The 23381-nt window shown below is 38.3% G+C and carries 17 protein-coding genes and 1 riboswitch; of the genes, 15 read left to right on the top strand and 2 right to left on the bottom strand.

Annotation, left to right across the window (positions count from 1 at the left end):
• Nucleotides 1-24: 24 nt before the first annotated feature.
• A riboswitch (cyclic di-GMP riboswitch) is annotated at nucleotides 25-114 on the bottom strand.
• Nucleotides 115-860: 746 nt separating this feature from the next.
• From ATG70_RS15115 to ATG70_RS15095, 5 genes are all read left to right on the top strand, one after another.
• Nucleotides 861-1316: an SRPBCC family protein gene (locus tag ATG70_RS15115; RefSeq protein ID WP_098445094.1), complete on the top strand. Its 456-nt coding sequence runs from the start codon at nucleotides 861-863 to the stop codon at nucleotides 1314-1316.
• Between the two features lie 52 nt (nucleotides 1317-1368).
• Complete coding sequence (locus ATG70_RS15110; protein ID WP_098445093.1) at nucleotides 1369-1854, top strand: VanZ family protein; 486 nt, start codon at nucleotides 1369-1371, stop codon at nucleotides 1852-1854.
• A gap of 198 nt (nucleotides 1855-2052) precedes the next feature.
• Nucleotides 2053-4287 carry a cell wall-binding repeat-containing protein gene (locus tag ATG70_RS15105; RefSeq protein WP_098445092.1) on the top strand — a complete coding sequence of 745 codons (2235 nt, stop codon included), beginning with the start codon at nucleotides 2053-2055 and terminating at the stop codon, nucleotides 4285-4287.
• A gap of 142 nt (nucleotides 4288-4429) precedes the next feature.
• Nucleotides 4430-4717: a hypothetical protein gene (locus ATG70_RS15100; protein ID WP_098445091.1), complete on the top strand. Its 288-nt coding sequence runs from the start codon at nucleotides 4430-4432 to the stop codon at nucleotides 4715-4717.
• 203 nt (nucleotides 4718-4920) lie between these two features.
• Nucleotides 4921-5913, top strand: coding sequence for a Gfo/Idh/MocA family protein (locus tag ATG70_RS15095; RefSeq protein ID WP_098445090.1), 993 nt, complete (start codon nucleotides 4921-4923; stop codon nucleotides 5911-5913).
• 22 nt (nucleotides 5914-5935) lie between these two features.
• Here the strand turns inward: ATG70_RS15095 and ATG70_RS15090 are convergent, their stop codons facing one another.
• Together ATG70_RS15090 and ATG70_RS15085 are read right to left on the bottom strand one after the other, a co-directional pair.
• Nucleotides 5936-6712 carry an HAD family hydrolase gene (locus ATG70_RS15090; RefSeq protein ID WP_098445089.1) on the bottom strand — a complete coding sequence of 259 codons (777 nt, stop codon included), beginning with the start codon at nucleotides 6710-6712 and terminating at the stop codon, nucleotides 5936-5938.
• Between the two features lie 253 nt (nucleotides 6713-6965).
• The gene (locus tag ATG70_RS15085; protein WP_098445088.1) at nucleotides 6966-8228 is read right to left on the bottom strand and encodes a helix-turn-helix domain-containing protein; all 1263 of its coding nucleotides are present in this window, start codon (nucleotides 8226-8228) and stop codon (nucleotides 6966-6968) included.
• A 215-nt stretch (nucleotides 8229-8443) separates the two neighbouring features.
• Here ATG70_RS15085 and ATG70_RS22560 point away from each other — a divergent pair, with 215 nt between their 5' ends.
• From ATG70_RS22560 to ATG70_RS15040, 10 genes are all read left to right on the top strand, one after another.
• Complete coding sequence (locus tag ATG70_RS22560; RefSeq protein WP_159785129.1) at nucleotides 8444-8593, top strand: hypothetical protein; 150 nt, start codon at nucleotides 8444-8446, stop codon at nucleotides 8591-8593.
• A 217-nt stretch (nucleotides 8594-8810) separates the two neighbouring features.
• Nucleotides 8811-10832 carry a cell wall-binding repeat-containing protein gene (locus ATG70_RS15080; RefSeq protein WP_179886292.1) on the top strand — a complete coding sequence of 674 codons (2022 nt, stop codon included), beginning with the start codon at nucleotides 8811-8813 and terminating at the stop codon, nucleotides 10830-10832.
• A gap of 279 nt (nucleotides 10833-11111) precedes the next feature.
• Nucleotides 11112-15260, top strand: coding sequence for a cell wall-binding repeat-containing protein (locus ATG70_RS15075; RefSeq protein ID WP_098445086.1), 4149 nt, complete (start codon nucleotides 11112-11114; stop codon nucleotides 15258-15260).
• 120 nt (nucleotides 15261-15380) lie between these two features.
• Nucleotides 15381-16172 (top strand): SGNH/GDSL hydrolase family protein, encoded by a 792-nt coding sequence (locus tag ATG70_RS15070; RefSeq protein ID WP_098445085.1) that lies wholly within the window; start codon nucleotides 15381-15383, stop codon nucleotides 16170-16172.
• Nucleotides 16173-16276: 104 nt separating this feature from the next.
• A complete protein-coding gene (wecB, locus tag ATG70_RS15065; RefSeq protein WP_098445084.1) occupies nucleotides 16277-17419 on the top strand; it encodes a non-hydrolyzing UDP-N-acetylglucosamine 2-epimerase in 1143 nt (380 codons plus the stop codon).
• Between the two features lie 201 nt (nucleotides 17420-17620).
• Entirely contained in the window at nucleotides 17621-19702 is a 2082-nt protein-coding gene (locus ATG70_RS15060; RefSeq protein ID WP_098445083.1) for a cell wall-binding repeat-containing protein, read from the top strand.
• Between the two features lie 31 nt (nucleotides 19703-19733).
• Entirely contained in the window at nucleotides 19734-20342 is a 609-nt protein-coding gene (locus ATG70_RS15055; RefSeq protein WP_098445082.1) for a hypothetical protein, read from the top strand.
• 323 nt (nucleotides 20343-20665) lie between these two features.
• Nucleotides 20666-21445 (top strand): ABC transporter permease, encoded by a 780-nt coding sequence (locus ATG70_RS15050; protein ID WP_098445081.1) that lies wholly within the window; start codon nucleotides 20666-20668, stop codon nucleotides 21443-21445.
• Nucleotides 21446-22171 carry an ABC transporter ATP-binding protein gene (locus tag ATG70_RS15045; protein ID WP_098445080.1) on the top strand — a complete coding sequence of 242 codons (726 nt, stop codon included), beginning with the start codon at nucleotides 21446-21448 and terminating at the stop codon, nucleotides 22169-22171.
• Entirely contained in the window at nucleotides 22168-23376 is a 1209-nt protein-coding gene (locus ATG70_RS15040) for a glycosyltransferase (protein ID WP_098445079.1), read from the top strand. The genes ATG70_RS15045 and ATG70_RS15040 overlap by 4 nt, the downstream gene beginning before the upstream one ends.
• The last annotated feature ends 5 nt before the right edge of the window (nucleotides 23377-23381 follow it).

Genomic DNA, 23381 nt, shown 5'->3' with positions numbered 1-23381 from the left:
GCTGAAATCGCAGCGGAGGCCGTATTCGGCAGCTGGCTGACTGTCGGATAAACAGTCCGTGAAGTCCCTATAGCTTTGCGTCATCACTTTTCAATGATTTTGCCATTCTCGTACGATTCGAACATTTATAAGTAGTCATAAAGTAAACGATGTCATGAAAAAGTAAAAATTGTCGAAAAATGACTTCAATTCTAAGTATAACCTATTCTGTTTATCGTGTATATTGGGAAAATACTGATAAACTGCTTTCCTTTATTAAGATTTTGTGAAGCAGGTTTCCCAATGTCGGATGGAACCGTCTGGATTAAAATAATAATCGTTTTACAGTAAATACGATCTGCTTTTTTACCCATTTACGCATTAAAAAATCAAGATAGACAAGACTAGAGGTGGAAGGGAGGTTGGTCTAAATGAAAAAGCGCAAAGCACAATCGAACGCTGCGTTAACGAATAATCAAACTCCTAAAGAGAGTATCCCAAATCCTGAAGCTCCTAAACGATCACGAAAAAAGGAAAGCTGATTAATATTATCTCTTTGTTAGAACAGCAATGCTTATTCCTAATAAAATCGTTATCAGAGGAAGGGCAAGGAAAAGCATCTTTTCCTTGCGCTTTTTTTGATAGAGAATTTCTTCAGGTGCTTTCCATTTCCGATTCATATGAGCCCGATCTATTATCTCTACAAAATATTAGGTAAATAAAGTAGACTATGTCATAGAACTGTTTAATTAAGTTATCGGCTCAAAGGTCTAACGATTTTAGGATAATTTGTCGATTTATAAGAAATAATCGTTATGACCTACTTTTTTTCAATAATTTAGGTTGTTACTTAGGTTTAAAGTTGGAGGGAGAAGCTCGCGATGCCTGTAATCTATTTAGAAACGCTTATTGATGCCCCTATTCAAACGTGTTTTGATTATGCTAGAAATGTCGATGCTCATATGAAAAGTACAGAACAAACAAACGAAAAAGCGATTGATGGAGTAACTGAAGGCTTGATGCAGGCAGGGGATACCGTTACATGGGAAGCCACTCATTTTGGAATGAAGCAACGGTTAACAGCTAAAATTACAGGGATGAATGAACCCCACTGGTTTATTGACGAAATGACAAATGGTGCATTTAAATCGTTTGTTCATACCCATCGATTTGAAGATCTGAATGGTGTAACGTTAATGGTTGATCAATTTGTATATAAAGCGCCTCTCGGTATTTTGGGTAACATCGCTAACGTACTTTTTCTTAAAAATTATATGAAAAATTTACTAGAGAAAAGAGCCATGGAGTTGAAGAAAATGGTAGAAGCAGCCGTATAAGCGACTTCAATTCAGGCGATACTGTAACGTGCTTGAAAAGGAGGCGGAGGATATGACTTTCTCTCGTACAATTATGATTGTCAGTATCCAGTGCTGGTTCGGTATCGGATTTGTTCTTTCGTGTATATCCTCGCTTACATTACTCGGACAAGAGCCTGCGCCATATATTGTTAAGGGAATTGCACAAGTTATTCAAACAAGAGAACTTCAGTATGGTCCGTTAACAGTGAGTTTATTAAACAATGGTGAAAGTGGCCTTGCCCATTTTGTGATACGAAAAATTGGTCATTTTTTTGTTTATAGTTTTATCGCAATTTGCTTGTTTCACTTATTTAAAGCGAGAGACTCCATTTATAGACTGATCCTTGTCCTTCTAGTCGTTACGACTATCGCTGTGACAGATGAATTTATTCAAGCATTTATTCCAAATCGTACTGCGCTTTTAACAGACGTATTCGTTGATATAACGGGGTGCCTACATAGTATTTTCCTCATGAAATTATGGTATTTATGCCGTTTACGAAAAGCTCTCGTCTAGTGAGGGCTTTTTTCGTGAGTAAAAATATACGGTTTTGTAGTAAGAATTACCTATATTTTCGACACTAATTATAGGTATTCTATGTTATTTTTGTAAGATTCGTCATAGAGTGACTATTTTAATGTAAAAATTATGCTAAAGTGTTAAAAAGGGAGAATAGTACTAATATTTTCTTAAAAAATCTTAGGGGGAAAAGATTTGAAACTTTTGACGTCACTTTTGGTTGGCATTTTAGCATTTTCTTTGTCGATGCATGGTGTGCAGGCAGCGGGAGAAACAGTTACCGTTAAACTAGTAAACTATGTGAAAGATACGACGGTTTTAAAGTTCAATGTAACAGGAAGTTATCAAATTCAAGGTAGTGAGATTGAAATTGAAAGTTCAAACGTGGGGGAGTACAGTGTCAAAGCTGAATCAGGCGATGTGGTGCTCTACCGAGGAAACACAAAGTTAACTAATTTTGGGAGTGCAATGACCCTTGTACCAACCATCACAAATGCGATGGATAGCTTTGTCGCAATCGGTGATAAAAGGTATCTAGGTGAAATGAAATTTACGGTTGATGGGAAATACATTCGTCCCGTTAATACACTTCCGATGGAAGAGTATTTAAAAGGCGTAGTGCCTAGTGAAATGCCAGCTTATTGGGGAACGAACGGAGGCATGGAAGCTTTAAAAGCACAAGCAGTTGCAGCGAGGACATTTGCATTTCCTCGAAAAGATAACTTGACGGATAGCCAGTCTAGTCAAGTTTATAAAGGCTATGATTGGTATCAAACGACGAATGAAGCTGTTGAGGAAACAGCTGGAAGAGCATTGATGTTTGATGGAGAATACATAGGTGCCTTCTATTCTTCCACGAATGGTGGAATGGTGATGTCAAATACAAATTCTTGGGGTAGTAGCTGGATCCCATACTTGCAGACGAAAGTCGATCCTTACGATGAGAGAATGATAACAAGCTACGACTACTGGGATTACACGCTTGGAAAACAGCAAATTGATATAGAGAAATTGGACCTTAAAAAGCCTGAATCATGGTGGTCGAACGTGTCAGAATTAAGTTCAAATGTAACAGAAATCAAAAATATGAAATCTTGGCTTGTTTCAAAAGGGAAAGTTAAGTCATCTGATGAAATAAAAATCACGAATATTAAGGATATTGATTTTACTGTTCCACCTTTTCAATCTGATCAAGTGTTAAAAGGTAGTATAGAATTTGACTATTTTTTAAAAACCAGAGATGGTTTTGTGAAAAACTCAAATGGACAGATCAAAACAAATACAATGAAAGTGGATGATACTTCCTACAATATTCGATTTATGATTGGTACGACTATTATGAAAAGCCCTTATGTGAAAGAAATAAACGATACGAAAGATTCTTACGTTGTTTCAGGAAGTGGCTTCGGACATGGAATTGGCATGAGTCAATATGGAGCCTATCAGCAGTCTAAAGAGGGGCGCAATTATGATCAAATTCTATCATTCTATTATCCGGGTACTGATTTAGTTAAATCTAGTGAATCAGGTCTGATTACCAGACTTGCTGGAAACAACCGTTATGAAACGAGCGTGGCAATTTCTCAAAACGCATGGAAGGAATCTTCAGATGTGGTTGTTCTGGGAAGAGGAGATCTTTCTGTCGATGCACTTACAGGTAGTGTTCTGGCTAAGAAGTACAATGCCCCACTCCTTTTAACGAAGAGTGATGAACTTCCGTCAGTCGTTGAGGACGAGATCAATCGATTGCAGCCAGAAAAAATATATATTCTTGGCGGACCAGCAGCAATTTCGGAGAAAGTAGTTAACCAGCTGTCGATAAAAGGTTATCTTTCAGATGTAGAAAGAATTAGTGGGGATAATCGATATGAAACGTCAATTGCTGTTGCTGAAGAAGTTGGGAACAGCAATCAAGTGATTGTTACAACTGGAGATGATACTTCACCTGATGCTCTTTCAATCGCGCCATACGCCGCGTCTAAACAAATTCCTATTTTGTTAACGAGCAGTAAAGAATTAAGTGAAGCTACTTCAACTTACATGACTACCGTAAAACCAGTTGCAGCTACCATCATTGGAGGAGAAAATGCTGTATCAAGTATGGTAGAGGAAAACCTTAATAGCACTTCAACAGTTAAGCGCGTAGCTGGAAGTAATCGTTATGAAACAAGCGTGAAAATCGCTGAAACCTTTGCTTTTGAAAGCAAAAGTGTTTTTTTCGCGAATGGAGATGTGTTTATTGATGCTCTTCCTGGGTCCCCTTATGCGGCAGCTATGGGTGCTCCGGTTATTTTAACAAAACAAAGCTCACTTTCCAGTGAAGCTGAGCGGTATGTAGAGACCTCAATGAGTAGAGAATACTACTTCCTTGGTGGTGAGGCAGCTATTAGTAAACCAGTGGAAGAAACGGTAAATAAACTTTCAAAATAACACAAAACCACCTCTCATTAAATGGGAGGTGGTTTTGTGTTATGATAAATAAAATGACTTTAGTTTACCTATCTAATGGTTGAAATGTAGCGATCGCGTATGAATATAAAAAAGAAATGAACCTTAAAAAGGATGTGATTGGATGCATGGAGAAAAGGAAATTGAAATTCTTTGTGATGCGTTAAGAACTTATTGGAATGAGCATCCTGAAAAAAACATGGGGCAATTATTAAAAGACTTACATGGGAAATATGAAAACGATGAAACATTCACTGAAACGGCTGACAGTAAATGGTTGCATTGGATGCTTGAAAATAGTAAACAGCGCGATATTATTGAGAAAAAATATCGTAATCAATCACAAATTAAGGATTTGGAGAAAAGTATTCGTCCAGAGCTCATTGAAGTGATTCGAAGATTTGTTGATTGATGAAAAGAGCCGCCCTCGTCTACGAGGGCGGCTCTTGTTTTCCTTATAATCAAAAGGGGGGATTAAAGGGATTACTTAATGTTTCGGTTTATAGCATGGTACGTTGGGGGTAGATGAAAGGTAAATAAGGAAACATCATCAGGGAAGTTAACTCGATAGAATGGTAAAATAAGTAATGAATACATAGAAGGGAAGTGCATGAAATGGGACTGAGATTTGGAATAATGGGGTCTGCGAATATTGCAAGAAAAGCCGTTATACCTGCGATCCAGAATGCTACAGGTGCTGAAGTTATTAGTGTAGCGAGTGGCAGTGGAAAAGCGAAAGAATTTGCAGAAGAAATGAGCATTCCACATTATCATGATAGCTATGAAGCGATGTTGGAAGATGAAACAATTGATGCGGTTTATATTCCACTCCCAAACACGCTTCACAAAAAGTGGACCATTGCAGCTGCCAAGAAAGGGAAACATGTTCTCTGTGAAAAACCAGCGGCGATTACGGCTCGTGACGCAATGGAGATGGTGGAAGCTTGTGAAGAAAATGGCGTTATATTTATGGAAGCCTTTATGTATCAATTCCACCCTCAGCACGAAGTTGTAAGGGATGTAATCGCGTCCGGTGAAATTGGTGATGTAAAGCATATGCGTGCGAATTTTTCATTCTACCTTGGAGACAAACCAAATAACATTCGCCTCAGCAGTGAACTAGGTGGGGGAAGCATTTGGGACGTGGGATGTTATTGCATTCATTCGTCTCGCTTCATCCTTGGCAACGAACCTCTTAAGGTCTACGCTGAAGCAGCTATTCCGGAAGGTGGAGGCGTTGACCTTTCCGCTTCAGGCATCTTAACATTTGCAAACGGCGTTACCGCTTCGTTTGATTGTAGTTTCGAACGCCAGATGAGCAATTCTTATGAGATTCTTGGTACAAAAGGAAGCATTCGTCTACCGTACGCTTACCGTCCTGACGCTCAAGGAGCGAGTGGTACGATTCAAATTAAGAATAGCGAAGGTAAGGTGAGAGAAGAAACGGCTGAAGGTGAGCAGTATACGCTCATGATCGAACATTTCGCACACTGTGTTCAAAACAATCAAACGCCGTCTTATTCCGGTGAGGCGACAGTGAATAACTTAAAAGCGATTGAAGCTTGCTATGAGTCGATTAAACAAAATCGCCCAGTAGAACTAGTTTAATACAGAAAGAAAGCACATTGGATTAGCCAATGTGCTTTTCTAGTATTTCTTTCGTTCCCTCTGAATAGGAAGCTTCACTTGAAATAGAGGTGATATTTTCTTCTTCTGGCGTCTCACCTTCGCCAACCCAATAAAACGTAATGTTCTCTAATTCATGTTCTCTTGCGGTAACAGCCATCACTATATCACCACTACTATCTCCAAAAACAAATACTTCCTCAGCTGATTGAATTTCATCAAGGATCCACGTAGCTCCAATTTTCTTGGATAAATCGGGATGAATCACATCAACTCCATAAGTAGATACAGCTGTTTTATTACCCGATTCAGAAGAAATCGATTGTACGTCATCTGCGTATTCCTGAAGCGATTCGCGTGTTTTCTTTAAATGCTCCTTATCTCCAGGATCACCGTGAACGGCCTCAACCGTACCCATGGATTCTTTCGTTTGGTCCCATTGAATCAGATCTTCATACTTCTCTTTTTGACTCACTTTGTATAACTTGTCTTTTACTTCATCAGAGATCACATATTCTTCATCTAGATCCCATGAAGAAATATCTGTTCCACGTCCTTTTATGGCACCGTGTTCAGATACGCAATAAAGGGAAGACCAGTCAATGTCATCATCAAAGAGTGGAAAAAGATGATCAGAAAGCCATCCTCTCGAACGACCGGTCACAAAAGATAGGATGTGCTCATCTTTTGCTAATTGTTCAATCATTTTTACAACATCTTTATCAGGTCTAGCGTTTTCATCTGTTAAAACGCCGTCAACATCAAACATATAAAAAGCCATCTTAGCACACTCCTATTCTAGTTAAACTATGATAAGTATAGCGTTGTGAGTGGAGGTGGGGCAAATAAAAAACCCGGCTAAAATGAGCCGGGTTTAGAGTATTAGATATGAATTTCAGTTTTTGATGGGCTTGAGTCAGGCACTCTGTCGTGAGAATCAGGTACTCTGTCGTGGTTACCTAGAGTAACAACTCCTACTAAGCTAGTAATAAGTAGTGCATTTACAATTAACTTTTTCATGTTTTTCTCCCTTTCTAATTCATGATTTTTTTCCTGGCATCGTTCGCTAACCTAAAATAAAAACTTGAATTTTTATATTGGCCATTATTAAAATAATGGTCTGCCAGCATTTCACCGTACTCTGAAACATAGTACCAACGTGTTTTTTCCTCAAAGTATTCAACTGCATCTTTAAGGATTACCTCTTGATTTTCACTCTGCTTGCTACTAAGTTTTAAAATCAAGATTTTAAAATGGTGGATATATTCTAGGTACTCTGTTTTTGTAACTAGCTCCATACCATCATCAATTGATTTACGAGCGAGATCAAAGTTACCACTTTTAATATACTCTGAAGCAATTAAATATAATGTCTTAGCTCGATCTTCAATTTCGTGAACTTCACTATTTTGTAAAGCTAATTGATAGTATTTTAAAGCCAAATCCGATTCGTTTTGGCAGGAGTATACATAACCAAGGTCATGATAAATAATACTCTTAAGTCGTTTATCATTAAAAGATTCCGCATATTTTTGAGCGTTTTGAAAGTGATGTTCGGCTTCTCCATAATTTAAGATAACTCTATTGTTTACTCCTAAAAGAATTTCAGTGTCTGATGCTCTTTTGAAATTGTATTCTTTATTAAACATTTCAAGGCATTTTATTGCAAGATTATTAGATATAGTAATTTGACTAAGACGATTGTGTACAAGCGCTTGTTGATAATAAAATTCCGCCCATTCTGCAGAATTTGATTTCATCGAAGTAAGAAGAAAATGAGCTTTTTTGTACTGTTCACCAGCTTCTTTAAATTTACTATTTTGGTAGTAGTATAATCCTAGAAAGTAAAAATAATAGAATTCAAGTTGCTCAGATAGTCTTTCTTGTACATGATACAATCTCTCAAGAATATCATTTGCTTTATCAGTTTCTCTAAATAAAATATGATACCTAAACGATAAAAGAAGATATTTCGTGAGCATATCAGGATCTTCCACGCCATCAATTTCTTCGTCTATCAGCTTTTTGTAACTAACAACTTCATCAAAGTTTCTTAGACGCATTTCTTTGTACCAGGAATCTAGATCATTGTGAAGTTTATTCATTTTATCCTCATCATCAACCTGATCTAGGGAGACGCCTAACTCTTTACAAAGATGTCCAACAAGTTCTTCACTTGGCTGGGCAAGACCGTGTTCAATCTTACTTAAATACGGAATAGAACAGATTCCGGAAGCGAGTTGTTCCTGTGTGATGCCTTTCATCTGCCTGAAGTATCGGATTTTTGCTCCAATCATTCTTTGCTTCCTTTCTCCTAGAACTATTTGATTACAGTTTACTAAAAATTCTCAGAAAAGAGAATAGTTTTGAGGTTGGGAAATATGGACGAATTTATAGCGTTTAATCGCCAGTTTTTGAGATTACTTTCCCAACATAAAAATGTCGAAAGAATTTTAGAACTCTACTGACCATTATATGGTAAAATGATGAAAATGAAAAGGAGGTGTCGAAATTGCAAGAAGATCGAATTGAACGTGTAGAAACGATGATTACGAGTTTAATTCAAATCATAGGCAGTATGAGAAAAGAGCAGCATAACCTAGAGGAAAAACTTCAAACGCTTCAACAACAGCACCAGAACCTTCTCCATGAACGCGTGTAACCCCTCTTTTTCCAAGCAACCTCTAAAAAAATGAGACTTCCTCCCCACTTAAAACCATTTTTTTCAAACTATTAATGTGATACTATTCTAGTGATTTGTCGAAAGATTCGTTATAAACTTGTGAAAGTAAAGCGTATAACAATCAATCATGGAAGAGGTGTCACAACTGAAAAGTAAAACTATTATTCTTTTCATGTTCTTTATTCTGTTATTTTCTTTGGGTCCCATAGTCTCTGAAGCTCAATCTGATCAAGAAACAGAGCGTATCCTTGTTACATATGGTGAAGCGAAAAGTCCCTCAAGGCAATCCGAATATTCCACAAAAGTGGAAGTGATTGAAGTTCCAAAACAGGAAGTCGACGAAACGATTGATCGTTTGAAGTCTAACCGTGAAGTGAAGTATGTAGAAAAAGATCAACCAGTGTATTTAATGGGAGAGGGTCTCCCAGACGATGCATTGCTTTCATATCAAAACCCGTGGATGGATCAAATCAATTTACTGAATGCATGGGAGCTTCTCAGTAATCAAAAAAGTTCTTCAAAGGTTGCAGTAATAGATTCGGGGGTTGATCTTACTCATCCAGACCTAAAAGCCAATCTCATTTCTGGGGTTAACCTTGTAAATGGAAGTCAATCGGTTCAAGATTTAGATGGGCATGGCACAAAAGTTGCTGGGCTTATTGGAGCAGTAACAAACAACCAAATCGGGATTGCTTCTCCGGCACGTGGGGTTTCGATTATGCCGATAAAAGTGACGGAGAACGGTACTGGAAATCTATCAACAGTTGTAGAAGGGATACGCTATGCGATTGATCATAATGCAGATGTAATTAATTTAAGTCTTGGTAATTATAATAATTCATTTGCTTTAAGAACAGTAATTGAGGAAGCGGCAGCGAAAGACATCCTGATGGTTGGTGCTGCGGGTAACGACAACGATTCGGCAGTTGTTTTTCCAGCAGCCTATCCGGAAGTAATAGCAGTCGCTTCTGTTCAGACAGGTACAAAAGAAAAGGCACCTTTTTCAAATTATGGCCCTCTTGTTGATCTAGCTGCTCCTGGAACGGACATCTATAGTACTACGTTGAATGGAGAATATACTTTTGACAAAGGTACAAGTATGTCGTCGCCAATTGTAGCTTCCTCAGGAGTTTTACTAAAAGACTACGCATCATACTTAACAAACAAACAAGTGTTTAAATTATTAGAAGAAACAGCAGCACCCATTAATGGGTCTGATGATTTTGGCAGTGGTATCTTAGATGTGGAAGCTGCATTTAATGGCGTGACAGAGTACAATCGTATATATGGTGAGACATCAATCGAAACTGCCATTGATATTTCCAAAAAAAGTTGGAATACAGTAGATCAGCAAACTATTTCAATTAATGGGAAGAGTATAACTGGTAAATTCGTTGTGCTCGCTCGGTCTGATGAATTTCCAGATAGTTTAGCAGCCTCGCCTCTTGCTTCTAAACTAGGAAGTCCTATATTATTATCGAAAAAAAGTGGTTTGTCGCAGAGCTTGCTAGATGAATTAAATCGCCTTTCTGCCAATCATGTTCTATTAATTGGTGGGGAAGATGCCCTTCCTGAAGGTGTTGTAGATCAGTTGAAATCAGAAGGCATAGAAACAACGAGAATCGCTGGAGATAATCGTTATGAAACGGCTACTGAAATTGCAAAGATCATTGAAAATGAAAATACAACGGAAACCTTTATCGTTTCAGGAGAAAATTTCCCGGATGCTTTGTCTATTTCCTCTTTTGCGTCAAGGTTTGAATCACCTGTTCTTTTTACGAAAAGTGATTCTTTACCTGATGATACGAAAACCTATTTAAACGAGCTAGGTCCCAAAAAAGCATATGTGATCGGCGGCGAAACAGTTATCGGTAAAAGTGTGGTCTCTGAAATTCCATCCTTGGACTCAGAGCGAATCGGTGGAGAAGATCGATTTGATACAAACTTTAAAGTCTTGTTAAGGTTTGGGATAGACGAAAGTGATGGGATTTATTTTGCCACAGGGCTTAAGTTTCCAGATGCTCTCACAGGTGGAGCAGCTGCATCAAGATCAGGTCAATCTATCATTCTCGTTCATCCTAATAGAGAAAATGAAGCATTAAATAAGTCTATCTTATATTTAAATAATCAAGGAGTGAGTAACTACCGTATTTTAGGTGGGCCAGCTGCGATTAGTGAGACAAAAGCATGGCATATCGATCAACTTCTTGATGATTAAAAACGTAGCGTCGTTGACGCTGCGTTTTTTTATATTGTTTTTTTACTAATCACATTTTATTCAACCATTGCATTTTATCATTACGGCATTATTTCGCTTTTATGGACAAAAGTCCTAAAATATCTACAAATTATCAAAAAATTTCACAATTTTAACAGTTAAAGATTGACTCTTAATCTCTTTATAATTAAACTGAAAATAGTGAATTATTATAATTATTTCGAGTAAAGGGGGATCGATTGTAGGGATTTCACAAACTATTAAGGGGGATTTTACTAAATGACGTTTAAGAAAAAAGTCCTGACTATTGTTGCAGGCGCTTCTCTTGTTGCTTCTTCATTCGCGGGTATGACGTATAATCCAGAAAAAGCTGAGGCAGCTTTATCAGAAACGAAGAAATTTAAGCTTCCTGTTACGCAAGAGATTGCCTCACTTGCTGCAAGTGAACAATCAAAACAAGAATTAATTATTGTTGCAAAAAAACACGGTGGACCTGACCTTACAAAAGAACTTGAAAAACTTGGCGTGAAAGTAAAGAAAAATACAAACAACTACTTGTATCTTGCTGAGGTACCAACAAGTAAAGTTCTTCAAGTCTATCGCCTAGATTCTGTTGGCATGCTAGGAGCGAATAATGAAATCGTTCTTGATGAAGGACCAAGTGAAGACACTGATCTTAAACCAAAAGTCAAAAACCCTGAAGATGTGGTTAAACCTGCAACCGAAGAAACTCATTCGGCAACTGGTGTTGATGAGTTTCACGATAAATACGATGGAACAGGAATCAAAGTAGGTATTATAGACACAGGTGTCGATCCTGGTCACGAAGCCTTCACTCAATATAATAAAGAAGGCGAAGTTGTTTCTTCTAAAATTAAAGGCGTCGTTGATACAGTTGGAGAAGGGGACGTTTGGTTCCAGCAAGAAGTGGCTGAAGGCGACTCAATTACTGTAGAAGAAGGGACATATAAAACAGAAGGTATTGATGCGGAAGACGATACATATTATTTCGGTTCGTTGCTTCCAGCTTCTTATGATGTAGATGCTAAAGGTAAGCCTGTCTACCGTGATTTAAATGGTGATGGTAAAGGCGACGCTCAATTTGATGTTCTTCTTGTAGATGATCAAGTCTATATTGATATTGATCAGGACAAAGATTTCACCGACGAAAAAGCATATGGTGAAGGCGACGTTGATAACATGGATCTTAACCAGGAGGACGAAGTTGCTGGTGCTAACTTTAGAATTGCAAGTCCTAGTCCTACTTATCAAGGGCATCAATTCCCGAATACAACATTGTATCCATTCCCAGTTGCGACAGTTTTCTTTGATGGGGACGGTCATGGTACACACGTATCTGGTATTACAGCTGCAAATGGACCTGAAAGAGAAAATGATACTGGAGCTGTATCTGCTGAAGGAGTGGCACCAGGTGCAGATTTATATGGTTTAAAAGTATTTGACTCTGCTGGTAGAACATATGGGTGGAGTATCGCGAATGCAATGTATCTTGCAGCAGTACCTGAAGAATTAGGTGGATTTGGAACAGATGTTGTCAACATGAGTCTAGGTTCCTCACCAGACCTTAATGACGGATCAGGCGCTTATGCGAAAATCATTGAAGACATGGGCGAGCTATTCGATACGATTTATGTCACTTCTGCTGGTAATGATGGACCAGGCGTGGATTCCGTAGGTGCTCCCGGTGATGGAGTGAAAGCTCTTTCAATTGGAGCATACATTAACAGTAAAATGTGGGCTACAGAATATGGATATTATCCGTATGGCAAAAATGCAGATGGTTCTCCAGTTCAAGGTGAAGGTCTCTGGTACTTCTCTGCAAATGGTCCAACAGAAGATGGGCAACAAAAACCAGACTTCGTAGCACCGGGATCTGCTTATGCTTCTTTCCCTGAGCATTTGGGTAATTACGAAGTTCTTCAAGGTACAAGCATGTCTTCTCCATATGTAGCTGGAGCTGTCGCAACATTAAAGCAAGCTGCACTTAAAGATCGCATCCCGTTTGACTATGAGCTTGCTCGTGAAGCCCTTATCCAAACAGCTGTTCATGTGGACGGATACACTCGTGTTCAAGAAGGAGCTGGCTTAATTGATGTACCCGCAGCTTATGAATATATTCGTAAGCACTACATCAATGAAGTAAAAGAAGTCAATGTAACGGTGTACCACGGTGAGAAAGTTTCTGGTGGACCAGGACTTTATGTTCGCAACAAAGAAGTTCCTGAAGAAGTAACGGTTATGGTTGAAAACCCAACGGATGAAACGAAGAACCTTAACATTTCTTCGAATTCTGATTGGTTTACTCCTTCTGTAAAGAGCATCAAACTTGCACCGGGTGAATTTAAGGAAATGACTGTTAAATATGATAAGAGCAAGATGGATATTGGCGTTAACGCAGGTACTCTATTAATTGATGATCCAGATACGGCTTATGCGGAAGCTCGCTCATTTCAGACGATCGTTCTTGGAGAAGAATTTACATCTGAAGATCGTTTCCGCTTAACGCATGAAGATGAAGTTCAGTCTTCGAAAACAAAGAGCTATTTCTTTAATGTAGAAGAAGGCGCGCAGGAAGTTCGCTTTGCATTAGAAGCTCTTAAAGAAAACGATGAATTCCAGGGGCGCGTCAGGATGCTTGTTATGAATCCTGATGGTGATCAAGTTAACGCATTCCAGGGCTATGCTGGTTATGATGGTATTGGCGTAGAAGACTATGTTGCAAAAAGTCCTAAATCTGGTGTTTGGGAAGTAGCGGTCTATGGTACTGCGGCTCCAAAAGACGGCGTTGCTATGAACAAATTTAAACTAGAAGCATTCGTTCAGGATGTTGTATCTAGCCCAGGAAGAATTGCACTTGGTAGTGCTATGCCGGGAAGCGAAGTATCCAAATCTGTCACATTTGAAAACTACTTATCTACGAAACGTTCAGTAGAAGTAGTGGGTGGCGCGTTTAGTAAGCCTGAAACGGAAAAATCTCGTGAAACTGTAACAGGTGGAAATGTATATGATAAAACAATCAACCTCAAGAATAACATCTCTCTTGATGTAGCCATTGGTAATACAAGCGATGCTGGCGATGATCTTGACCTATACCTCTATCGCTCAAAAGATGGAAAAATTATTGGAGATTATATTGCCATTGATGCAGATGGTGACTCTGAAGAATCATTCACTGTAAAGAACCTTCCAGATGGTGAATATACAATTCGGGTCGATGGTTATTCAACAGTTGAAAAGACTACAGATTTCGATCTTTCCGTTACAGAAGCGAAAGTGCTCGCAGCTGGAGAAGAAGGTGCTGGTAAGATTGAAGTTACTGGTAAGTCTAGCTTTGATTTAGGTGTAGGTAAGAAAGCAACTACGGATGTGAAAATTACGACACCAGAAAATAGTGGTAAGTATACAGCTGGAATTTTCTTGAAAGATAAAGCAACAGGCGAAGTGCTTTCAATCGTGCCTGTTGAGACAGATGGAGATATGGTAGAAGTGGTAGCTGGAGACAATCGTTTTGAAACAGCTATTGAAGTATCCAAGCAAATGTATCCAGAAGGAACTACTGCTGATACGGTATTTATCGCAACTGGTTTTAACTTCCCAGATGCACTATCTGCTGGACCTTTAGCAAGTGCTTATGATGCACCGATCCTACTTGCTAATAAAGACGGTATGCTTTCTGATGAGGTTCTTAACGAGATTTCTCGCCTTAAAGCTAAGAATGTCATGATTCTTGGTGGTGAAAATGCCATCTCAAAGAAAGTCAATACACAACTTGCAAACATTGGCGTCAGTACAGCTGATATTGAGCGCCTAAGCGGAGACACTCGTTATGATACAAACGTTCAAATTATTAACAAGCTTGCTGAAAAAGGCTCAACTAGTGAAGCTGTTTTCCTTGCAACTGGTAAAAACTTTGCTGATGCATTAAGTGCTGCCTCTATTGCTGGTGCAAATGATATGCCAATTGTATTAACTGACGGCAAAACACTTACAAAAGATGCGAAGAAACTAATGACTGGAAAGCAGGTTTACGTTCTTGGTGGAGATGCGGTCATTTCTGATGAGGTTGTCGATATGGCTGATGAATTATCGCTTACAACCAAACGCCTTGCTGGAGCAAACCGATTCGGTACCCTTGTAGAAATTCATAAAGAGCTTGGTACAAATACTGATCAACTGTTTGTAGCTAACGGAATGAACTTCCCGGATGCCCTTGCAGCTGCACCACTTGTTGTGAAAGATAAAGGTAGCATGTTCCTTGTGAAGAGCGATGAAATCCCGAAAGAGATTGAATCTTATCTTGTTAAGTACTTTACAACAACAGATGTATCAGGAGCGAAAGTTCTTGGTGGTGACAGTGCTGTAAACAAAGATGTGAAAGATCAGCTTAACAAATGGTTAAATAAGTAAGATGCCAAAAAGCCGCTCCGTAAAGTGAGCGGCTTTTTAATTTTTACTTGCAATCATTTTCCCTTTATTACAATAATATTATTAAATACCATTATTCGACAGATTTCCAGGGGGGAAGTTATGAAAAAAGTACTCTTTTTGATTGCTTTTATTGGATGCCTTGCAGTGGTTGTTGCTGGGAAGATTCATTGGGATGATAAGCTTGAACAAACAGGTGAGACTGTAAGTGCAGAAGTTGATTCTGCATCAGGGTCCACAAAGCAAAGTGAAGGAATTAAGGAAATACCGGTAAGTAATAAGAAACTTAAAAAGCTAGTTACCAATTTCCCAGAGCACCTTCAAGAGAAGATGATGTCTTTCGAAGAACCGATTTCTGTTGCCATTGTCGGCTCGGAATCAATCGGTACAAGTACAAAAGGACTCAAGCAAAATATTGAAAAGGGGTTAGAAGAATCCTATTGGAATGGGGCTTTTAAAGTTAAACAATTTACTTTTAAAGACGCCACAACCAAGTCAATCGTTGAGGACGAATTGTATGAAAACGTCATTGAAGAAAAACCCGATATTGTTCTATTAGAAGCGTTTACGTTAAATGATAATGGTGTTGTGGTTATTGATGAGGGGCACCAAAATCTTTCTATCTTCATGTCGGAATTAAAAGAAGCGATCCCGAGTGTTAGTATCATGATGATGCCGTCAAATCCGATTGCTGATCCGGGCTATTACGCACTTCAAATCAGTGCTCTTGAAAAATATGCGGAAGCAAATGACCTCATATATTTGGATCATTGGAAAGAATGGCCAGCCGTTGATAGTGAAAAAATGAGCGACTTTTTAGTAGATTCTAGACCGAATGAACAAGGATTTGCAGTATGGGGCGATTTCATCGTCGATTATTTAAGCGGTAACTAAATAGTAGCCTTTCTGTTATGTAGGGAAGCTTTTTGCTTTTTATTGGGTGTTTTAATAAGATGTAATGGAATGTGTTTCACCATTTGAACAAAAGGAGAGTCAACATGGCACCTGTTAAAGTAATGAGTGTTTTTGGGACAAGACCTGAAGCAATAAAAATGGCGCCGCTTGTGAATGAGTTAAAGAAATTTCCGCAACACATTACGCCGCTTGTTGCTGTAACAGCCCAGCATCGAGAAATGCTTGATCAAGTATTATCTATTTTTGAGATCGAGCCAGATTATGATTTAAATATTATGAAAAGCAAACAGTCACTTGCTGACATTACTACAAGAGTGCTGAATGGTCTTGATACAATTATGAAGGAAGAAAAGCCTGATCTTGTGCTAGTCCATGGGGATACGACAACAACCTTTGCTGCAAGTCTTGCAGCATTTTATAATCAAATTTCAGTAGGACATGTAGAAGCGGGGCTACGATCATATGATAAATGGTCTCCTTTCCCTGAAGAAATGAACCGAATGCTAACTGGAAATCTTGCTGATCTGCACTTTGCACCTACCATTCAAGCCTCGGAAAATTTATTAAATGAAGGAAAAAAGGCAGATCGTATTTATATAACTGGAAATACAGCGATTGATGCATTGAAAAATACGGTCCAAGAAGACTACGATCATTCTCTATTATCGAAAATTAAGGGGAAACGAATGATTTTACTCACATCTCACCGACGAGAAAATCATGGTGAACCAATGACACGTATATTCCAAGCTGTTAAGCGGATTGTTAACGAACATGAGGATGTTCATGTGGTTTTTCCTGTTCATTTAAATCCACTAATAAGAGATCTGGCTGATAAAGTACTTGGAACGCATTCTCGTGTTCATTTAATTGAACCTCTTGATGTCATTGATTTTCATAATTTTGCTTCAAAAGCAACATTGATTTTAACCGATTCTGGTGGTGTTCAAGAAGAAGCACCTTCACTTGGGTCACCTGTTCTTGTTTTAAGAGAGAATACTGAGAGACCTGAAGGCGTTTCAGCTGGAACACTTAAGCTTGTAGGGACAGATGAAGAAGCAATCTATTCTACTGCATCAACTCTTCTCACAAATAAGGAGGAGTATCATAAAATGTCCCAAGCTGCTAATCCTTATGGAGATGGAGAAGCATCAAACCGAATTGTTAAAGCGATCTTATATTACTTTGGTGCTTCAACTATTAAACCAGATCCGTTTATTGAATAACAACCGTTCAAAAACCTTTCTGCAAAAGTGGAAAGGTTTTTTTTGCGTTATCGACTCATTATTAAAAATGGAGGAAAAAGGGAAAAGGAAGCTGAATGAATAGTCTTATTTTCTTATCTTAGAAGAATTAGCTAATGAACGTAGAAGTTCTCACTCACCTATAATAAAATGTAATAGATTGCCAAGAAAGGAGAGTGGGGTATGAAAAAGAGTTTACTTGTTAGTTTTTTTATTTTCATGGTCGTTATGATACACAGTCCGTCTTTTGCTTCAGCAGAAAAATACATAGTGATTGATCCAGGGCACGGAGGGAAATTTACTGGAACCTCTGGTTATTCTGGAGCAGAAACCGGCTTTTATGAAAAAGTTGGAACGCTTGAAATCGGTTTAAAGCTAAAGGAAAAGTTAGAAGAAACGGATATTAAAGTTTTTATGACAAGACAAACGGATCGTGATTTTGCGAATGACTCAAAAGAGGATCTTATTGAAAGAATGAAAGTTGCGAATGGATACGTGAAGGGAAATAATGACAATTCACTTTTTGTTTCCATTCATCATAATGCGTACCCTTTTAGCACGCTCGTTAAAGGATATGAAACGTATTATTATAGTAAAGCCGCGGCGTGGGATGAAGAATATCCGCCAGATCCAATGCAGGTTAATTTCGAATCAGAAAGCCGCCGACTTGCTAGCATCGTTCATCCGCAGGTGCTGAATAAAACTGGATTGCTCGATAAGGGAATTCAAAATGATCAGGCTTTCTTTGTCATTCGAAATGCACAGATGCCGTCTGTACTCGTGGAGCTTGGTTATATGTCTAATCCCTCAGAAGAAAGCTTAATTAAAACAAGTCGTTTCCAAAACGATGCCGCAGAAGCGCTTGCGCAAGCTGCTACTAACTTCTTTAAAGTGTTTGAAGTGAAGGATAGTAGTGGGAAAGAAATTAAGCAATTCACTTCACGAGATGACGCGATTACATTCGCAAAAAACCTTAACAACGTGACGGTATTTGATAAAGATAAGCAGGAAACGATCTATGACTCTACTAAAGTAAACTATGATGTTTATATTAAAGGAAATAGTAAAGCTGTTTCTTTTACAGAGCTTTCGGATGCGATCAATTATGCAAAAGATCGTAAAAATACAAAAGTCATTGATAAGAAGAAAGGCACAATTGAGTGGTCGAATTATTTAACGCGTCCTTATCAAATTCGGAGTAAAGATGGCTCAAGTAAAGGGAGTTACTTCGAAAAAAACCAGGCGATTTCAGCGGCTAAAGCTATGAAGGATGTAAAAGTTGTCAATCGAACGTCTGCTGATACGCTTTGGACAAATATTTCTGGAGAACAAGTGACAAAGACGCTTAACGTGAAAGCTCTTGCTGGAAGCGATCGATTTGAAACAGCCGTTAAGATTTCAAAAGAAATTTATCCTCAAGGTTTTAAAGATAATAAAAATGAAAAAACAGTTGTACTTACAAATGGATTAGGTTATGCAGATGCTCTATCTGTAGGTCCTCTTGCTGCTCAACTAGGAAATGCGCCTATTCTTTTAACTAGAGGCTCGTCACTTGATCCTTTTGCTGAGCAAGAAATCAAGCGATTAGGTGCTGACAAAGTCTTATTGATTGGTGGAAAGAGTGCCATTTCTACAACGGTTGAAAAGCAAGTCAAGGGATTAGGGGTAGTAGCAGAAAGACTGGGTGGAGCCAATCGATATGAAACAAACTTAATGATTAACGAAAGGCTTGATCATGTTGAGGGAGTGTTTGTAGCGAACGGCTTAAGTTATGCTGATGCGCTAGCAAGCTCGCCAATCGCTTCAGCATCCGATAGGGCGATACTCCTAACGGATAAGAAAGAATTATCAGCGGAAGCTCTTTCGTATGTAAAAGGGAAAGAGACAGCGATACTTGGCGGAGAAGCGGTTATTTCTTCAAATCTAGAAGAGCAGCTGAAAAGTTCCAATGGTTCTAATGTGAAGCGTTTGGCTGGGGAGACACGATATGAAACGCTTGCTGCTATTTTAAATGAATACAGCGACGAAATGGTATCAGATACTGTGCTTCTTTCCATTGGTCAGAATTTTCCTGATGCTCTTGTTTCTTCCTCATTAGCCGTTCAAACTGGTGCACCACTAATTCTCGTACATGATGAATTGAACTCATCCGTGCAGGACGTTCTTTTTGAATATGGTATGGAAAACCGTGTAACCACCTTGTTCACAGTTGGTGGAAAAGTTCAGGACAAACCGAAAAGTCAGGTAGCTAACAGATTATATTAGACACATATTAACCATTAACTTGGAGGCAAATATGAAAAAAACCACAATAAGTTTACTTTTAATGTTACTTGTAGCGACTGGGTGTGGTACAGGTTCAACAGAGAATAGCTCTAGTGAAGTAACCGAAGCGAAAGCAGGTACTAACGAAATAAGCACAATTAATGAAGTGGATTTGATTAACTACAGACCTGAAACTGGTGTCACAAAGACATTTACATCTCAAGGAAAGCAGTTGTTTACCGAATATATTGTTGATCAGAATGCTGAATATCTTCAAAGAATTATTACACTTGGAGATATGCAAACGACCCAGATTGTCAAATGGACAGAAGACCGAGCTGCCGTTGTAGAAGAAAGTCAATCAAGTAGTAAAGAAAGTATACTTAAAGGATATAAATCTGTAGAAGAAGTGGAAGCACTTTTGGATCTCTCCCAGAAACAAGAAGGGCTAGAGATGACTAAGTTGGATACTGTAGAGGTTCCTTATGGAAGTTTTCATGACGTTATAAAGGTGACAAAGAAGGAAGACCAAATGATCATGACAATCTTTTATGCAAAGGGAGTAGGTATGATCAAGCAAGTATATGAAACAACAGAGAACTCAGAAAAAGAAGTAGCAGAATTAGTTAAAATTCTATAAAACACGAAAAAGCAGCCATCCTGGTTGCTTTTTTCGTGTTGGATATCTCAAAAAATGTTATTCGACAAAAGATGGCAATTCAGGTTGAATTATGAAAGAATAAGTTAATCGTTTCTAAATTCATGAGAAACGTTAAGATTTTGTAAATTACGGTTGAATAAAGGGGGAGATTAGCGAAAAAATGTAGAGAAAAGGCGACTTATCAAGGGTTAGTACCCAAAATGACAGGCTTCTGATACTGGTAGACGACAGAAGCGGAATTATATAAAATATAATATGACGTTGAAAATATAAATGCAGTGAGATTAGGAGTTAACAAGCGAATGTTTAAAAAATTACTCAACGATTGGCGAAATAACAAAGATTTGCTTTACCACCTAACCGTATCCGAACTGAAATCGAATACTGCTAGAACGTACCTTGGAACATTATGGTGGATTGTCGATCCGATTTTGTATATGGCGATTTATTATTTTCTAGTAGGAATCGTTTTAGATCGTGGCGGAGACGACTATGCTGTTTATCTTTTTACAGGCCTGATCCCGTTAAAATGGGCAACTGCTTGTATGGTTGATGCCACTACGGCTATTTCATCAAAAGCTCGTATTCTTCAACAGGTTTATGTGCCAAAGCTTACTTTTATTCTTGTGAGACTTGGTGTGAATACATTTAAGTTTCTTGTAAGTTCAGTCATTATGGTTTTATTTCTCTACTTTAGTGGTGTTGACTTAACCGTAAATGCATTGAATTTCTTTATCTTAATCATACTTAACCTTCTTCTATTGCTCCCAATCATGATCATCATGGCTCATATTGGTGTGTATTTAAAAGATATTAAAAACATGATGCAATACATTTCACGGACATTGCTTTATCTGTCGCCAGTACTTTTTCGAATGGAGTCGGTACCTGCAAACATTAGAGATCTTCTTTATCTTAATCCTTTCACTAACTTTCTCGTTTCGTACCGTAACATCTTTCTTTATCAAGGACAGCCACTATGGGATAACCTCTTCATTATTTTAGCGCTCTCACTAGTCCTGTTGTTCATTGGACTACGCATTTTGAACAAATACGACAAACAATATGCTAAGGTGATTTAATTGAAAAAGGACATCATTGAACTAAAAGATATTTGGGTCTCGTATCCTGAGCATTCTGATAATCCATTGAAGCAATTGCTTAGTAAGGATAAAAAGCAGTTCTGGGCATTGAAAGGCCTGGATTTTACTGTTAAAAAAGGTGAAGTTCTCGGAATTATTGGCCGGAATGGATCAGGAAAAAGTACTCTTTTGAAGCTTATGAGCGGTTTAATTGAACCAGATCAGGGGTCTTACCAGGTCGAAGGAAAGCGTCCGATGTTACTTTCTCTTGGAGCCGGGTTTCAGCCTGAACTTTCTGGTATTGAAAATATTTATTTGAATGCCCTTCTACTTGGGAACCGTAAGAAGAAAATTGATGAAAACCTTGAAGCGATTATTGAATTTTCTGAGCTGGATGATTTTATTTATAAGCCTGTTAGAACGTATTCATCTGGAATGAAAGCAAGGCTAGCTTTTTCAACTGCGATCATGCTTGATCCAGAAATTCTATTAATTGATGAGGTATTAGGTGTTGGAGACTCAGCGTTTCAAAAGAAATGTAAAGATGCGATCCTTGAAAAGATCCAGCAAGATCGTACAGTGATTCTGGTTACACACTCTTCAGGCCTTGTGAAACAGATCTGTGATCGTGTTGTCTGGATTCATCGCGGTGAACAAAAAGCGGTTGGCGATACGAAAGAAATCGTTGAACAGTACGATGAGTTTATGAAGGCGAAGAAAAAATGAAGCATATTCTAATGGTTCTTTTTAAAGACATTGATTACGATGCTAGAGTACAACGAGAAGCGATTGCTCTTGCAGAGGCTGGTTATCAGGTGACGATTTGTTGCCTGAATGAATTTGATACTGATCCTCCCTTTTTGCATAACTTGATCAAGATTTATAAGCTCTCCATTTCAACAAAGCAAGCAAAGAAAGGGATCGCTAGTGGCTCATCGCGAAAACCAACAGTACTAGCGAAAATGGTTCGGCATCCAATCATTAAACTTGCGAAGGATCAATATGCGAGCTACGAATTTTATAAAAAAGTAAAGATAACGATGGGATCTGAAACCATTCATGCCGTACACTGTCACGATTTAAACACGCTTGATACTGGAAAACGCTTAAAGGAACATTTTCAGAGTAAGTTGATTTATGACTCGCATGAACTTTTTAATGAAATGACTGGTCGAAATGCCGTTGATCGTCGTTTTGGTTATGCATTAGAGGCAAAGTTAATGAGGCATGTTGATCGATTTATAACTGTAAATCCTTATTTAATCGATAAATTTAGTAAGCGGTATGGGAAATTGCCACCTTCGATTTATTTGCAGAATATACCTCTTCTTGGTCTTGAGCAAGAGCGGAAAAGTGCTCATTATTTTCATCATCTTTATGGAATACCAACTGATCGAATCATTCTTTTGTATCAAGGGGGATTCTCAAAAAACAGGGGTATTGAGCTATGTGTTAAATCGATGAATCAATTGCCTGATCACTATCATCTTGTTTTGCTTGGAGATGGTGATATAAAAGAAGCTCTTATGCAATTAGTTGAAGGAGAAAAGCTTACTTCCAGGGTTCATTTTCATCCGAAGGTACCTCCTTCAGAAATATTATCCCTAACCAAGGAAGCTGATATTGGGCTAGTGATGTATGAGAATGTGAGTGAAAATAATTATTATTCAACGCCGAATAAAATTTTTGAGTATATGTTGATGGGACTTCCGGTAGTATCTTCTAATCATCCAGGGAAAGCTTATCTATTAGAAGAGTATGATTTTGGGGTAGCAGTGGATGAGAATGAAAAGGCGATTGTAAAAGGAATTGAAGCTATCCAGCAAAGAAGTAATTATTATGTTCAAAAATGTGAAGAGGCAAGCAAAGTACTAAATTGGCCAAATGAATCAAAAAAGTTAATTCACTTGTACAATGAATTATTTTCTTAAACAAC

It is taken from the genome of Bacillus sp. es.036 (assembly GCF_002563635.1).
In the GTDB taxonomy this organism is placed as follows: Bacteria; Bacillota; Bacilli; order Bacillales; family Guptibacillaceae; genus Guptibacillus.
The sequence above is the reverse complement of the archived record's forward strand: the minus strand, read 5'-3'. Positions and strand labels throughout refer to the sequence as shown.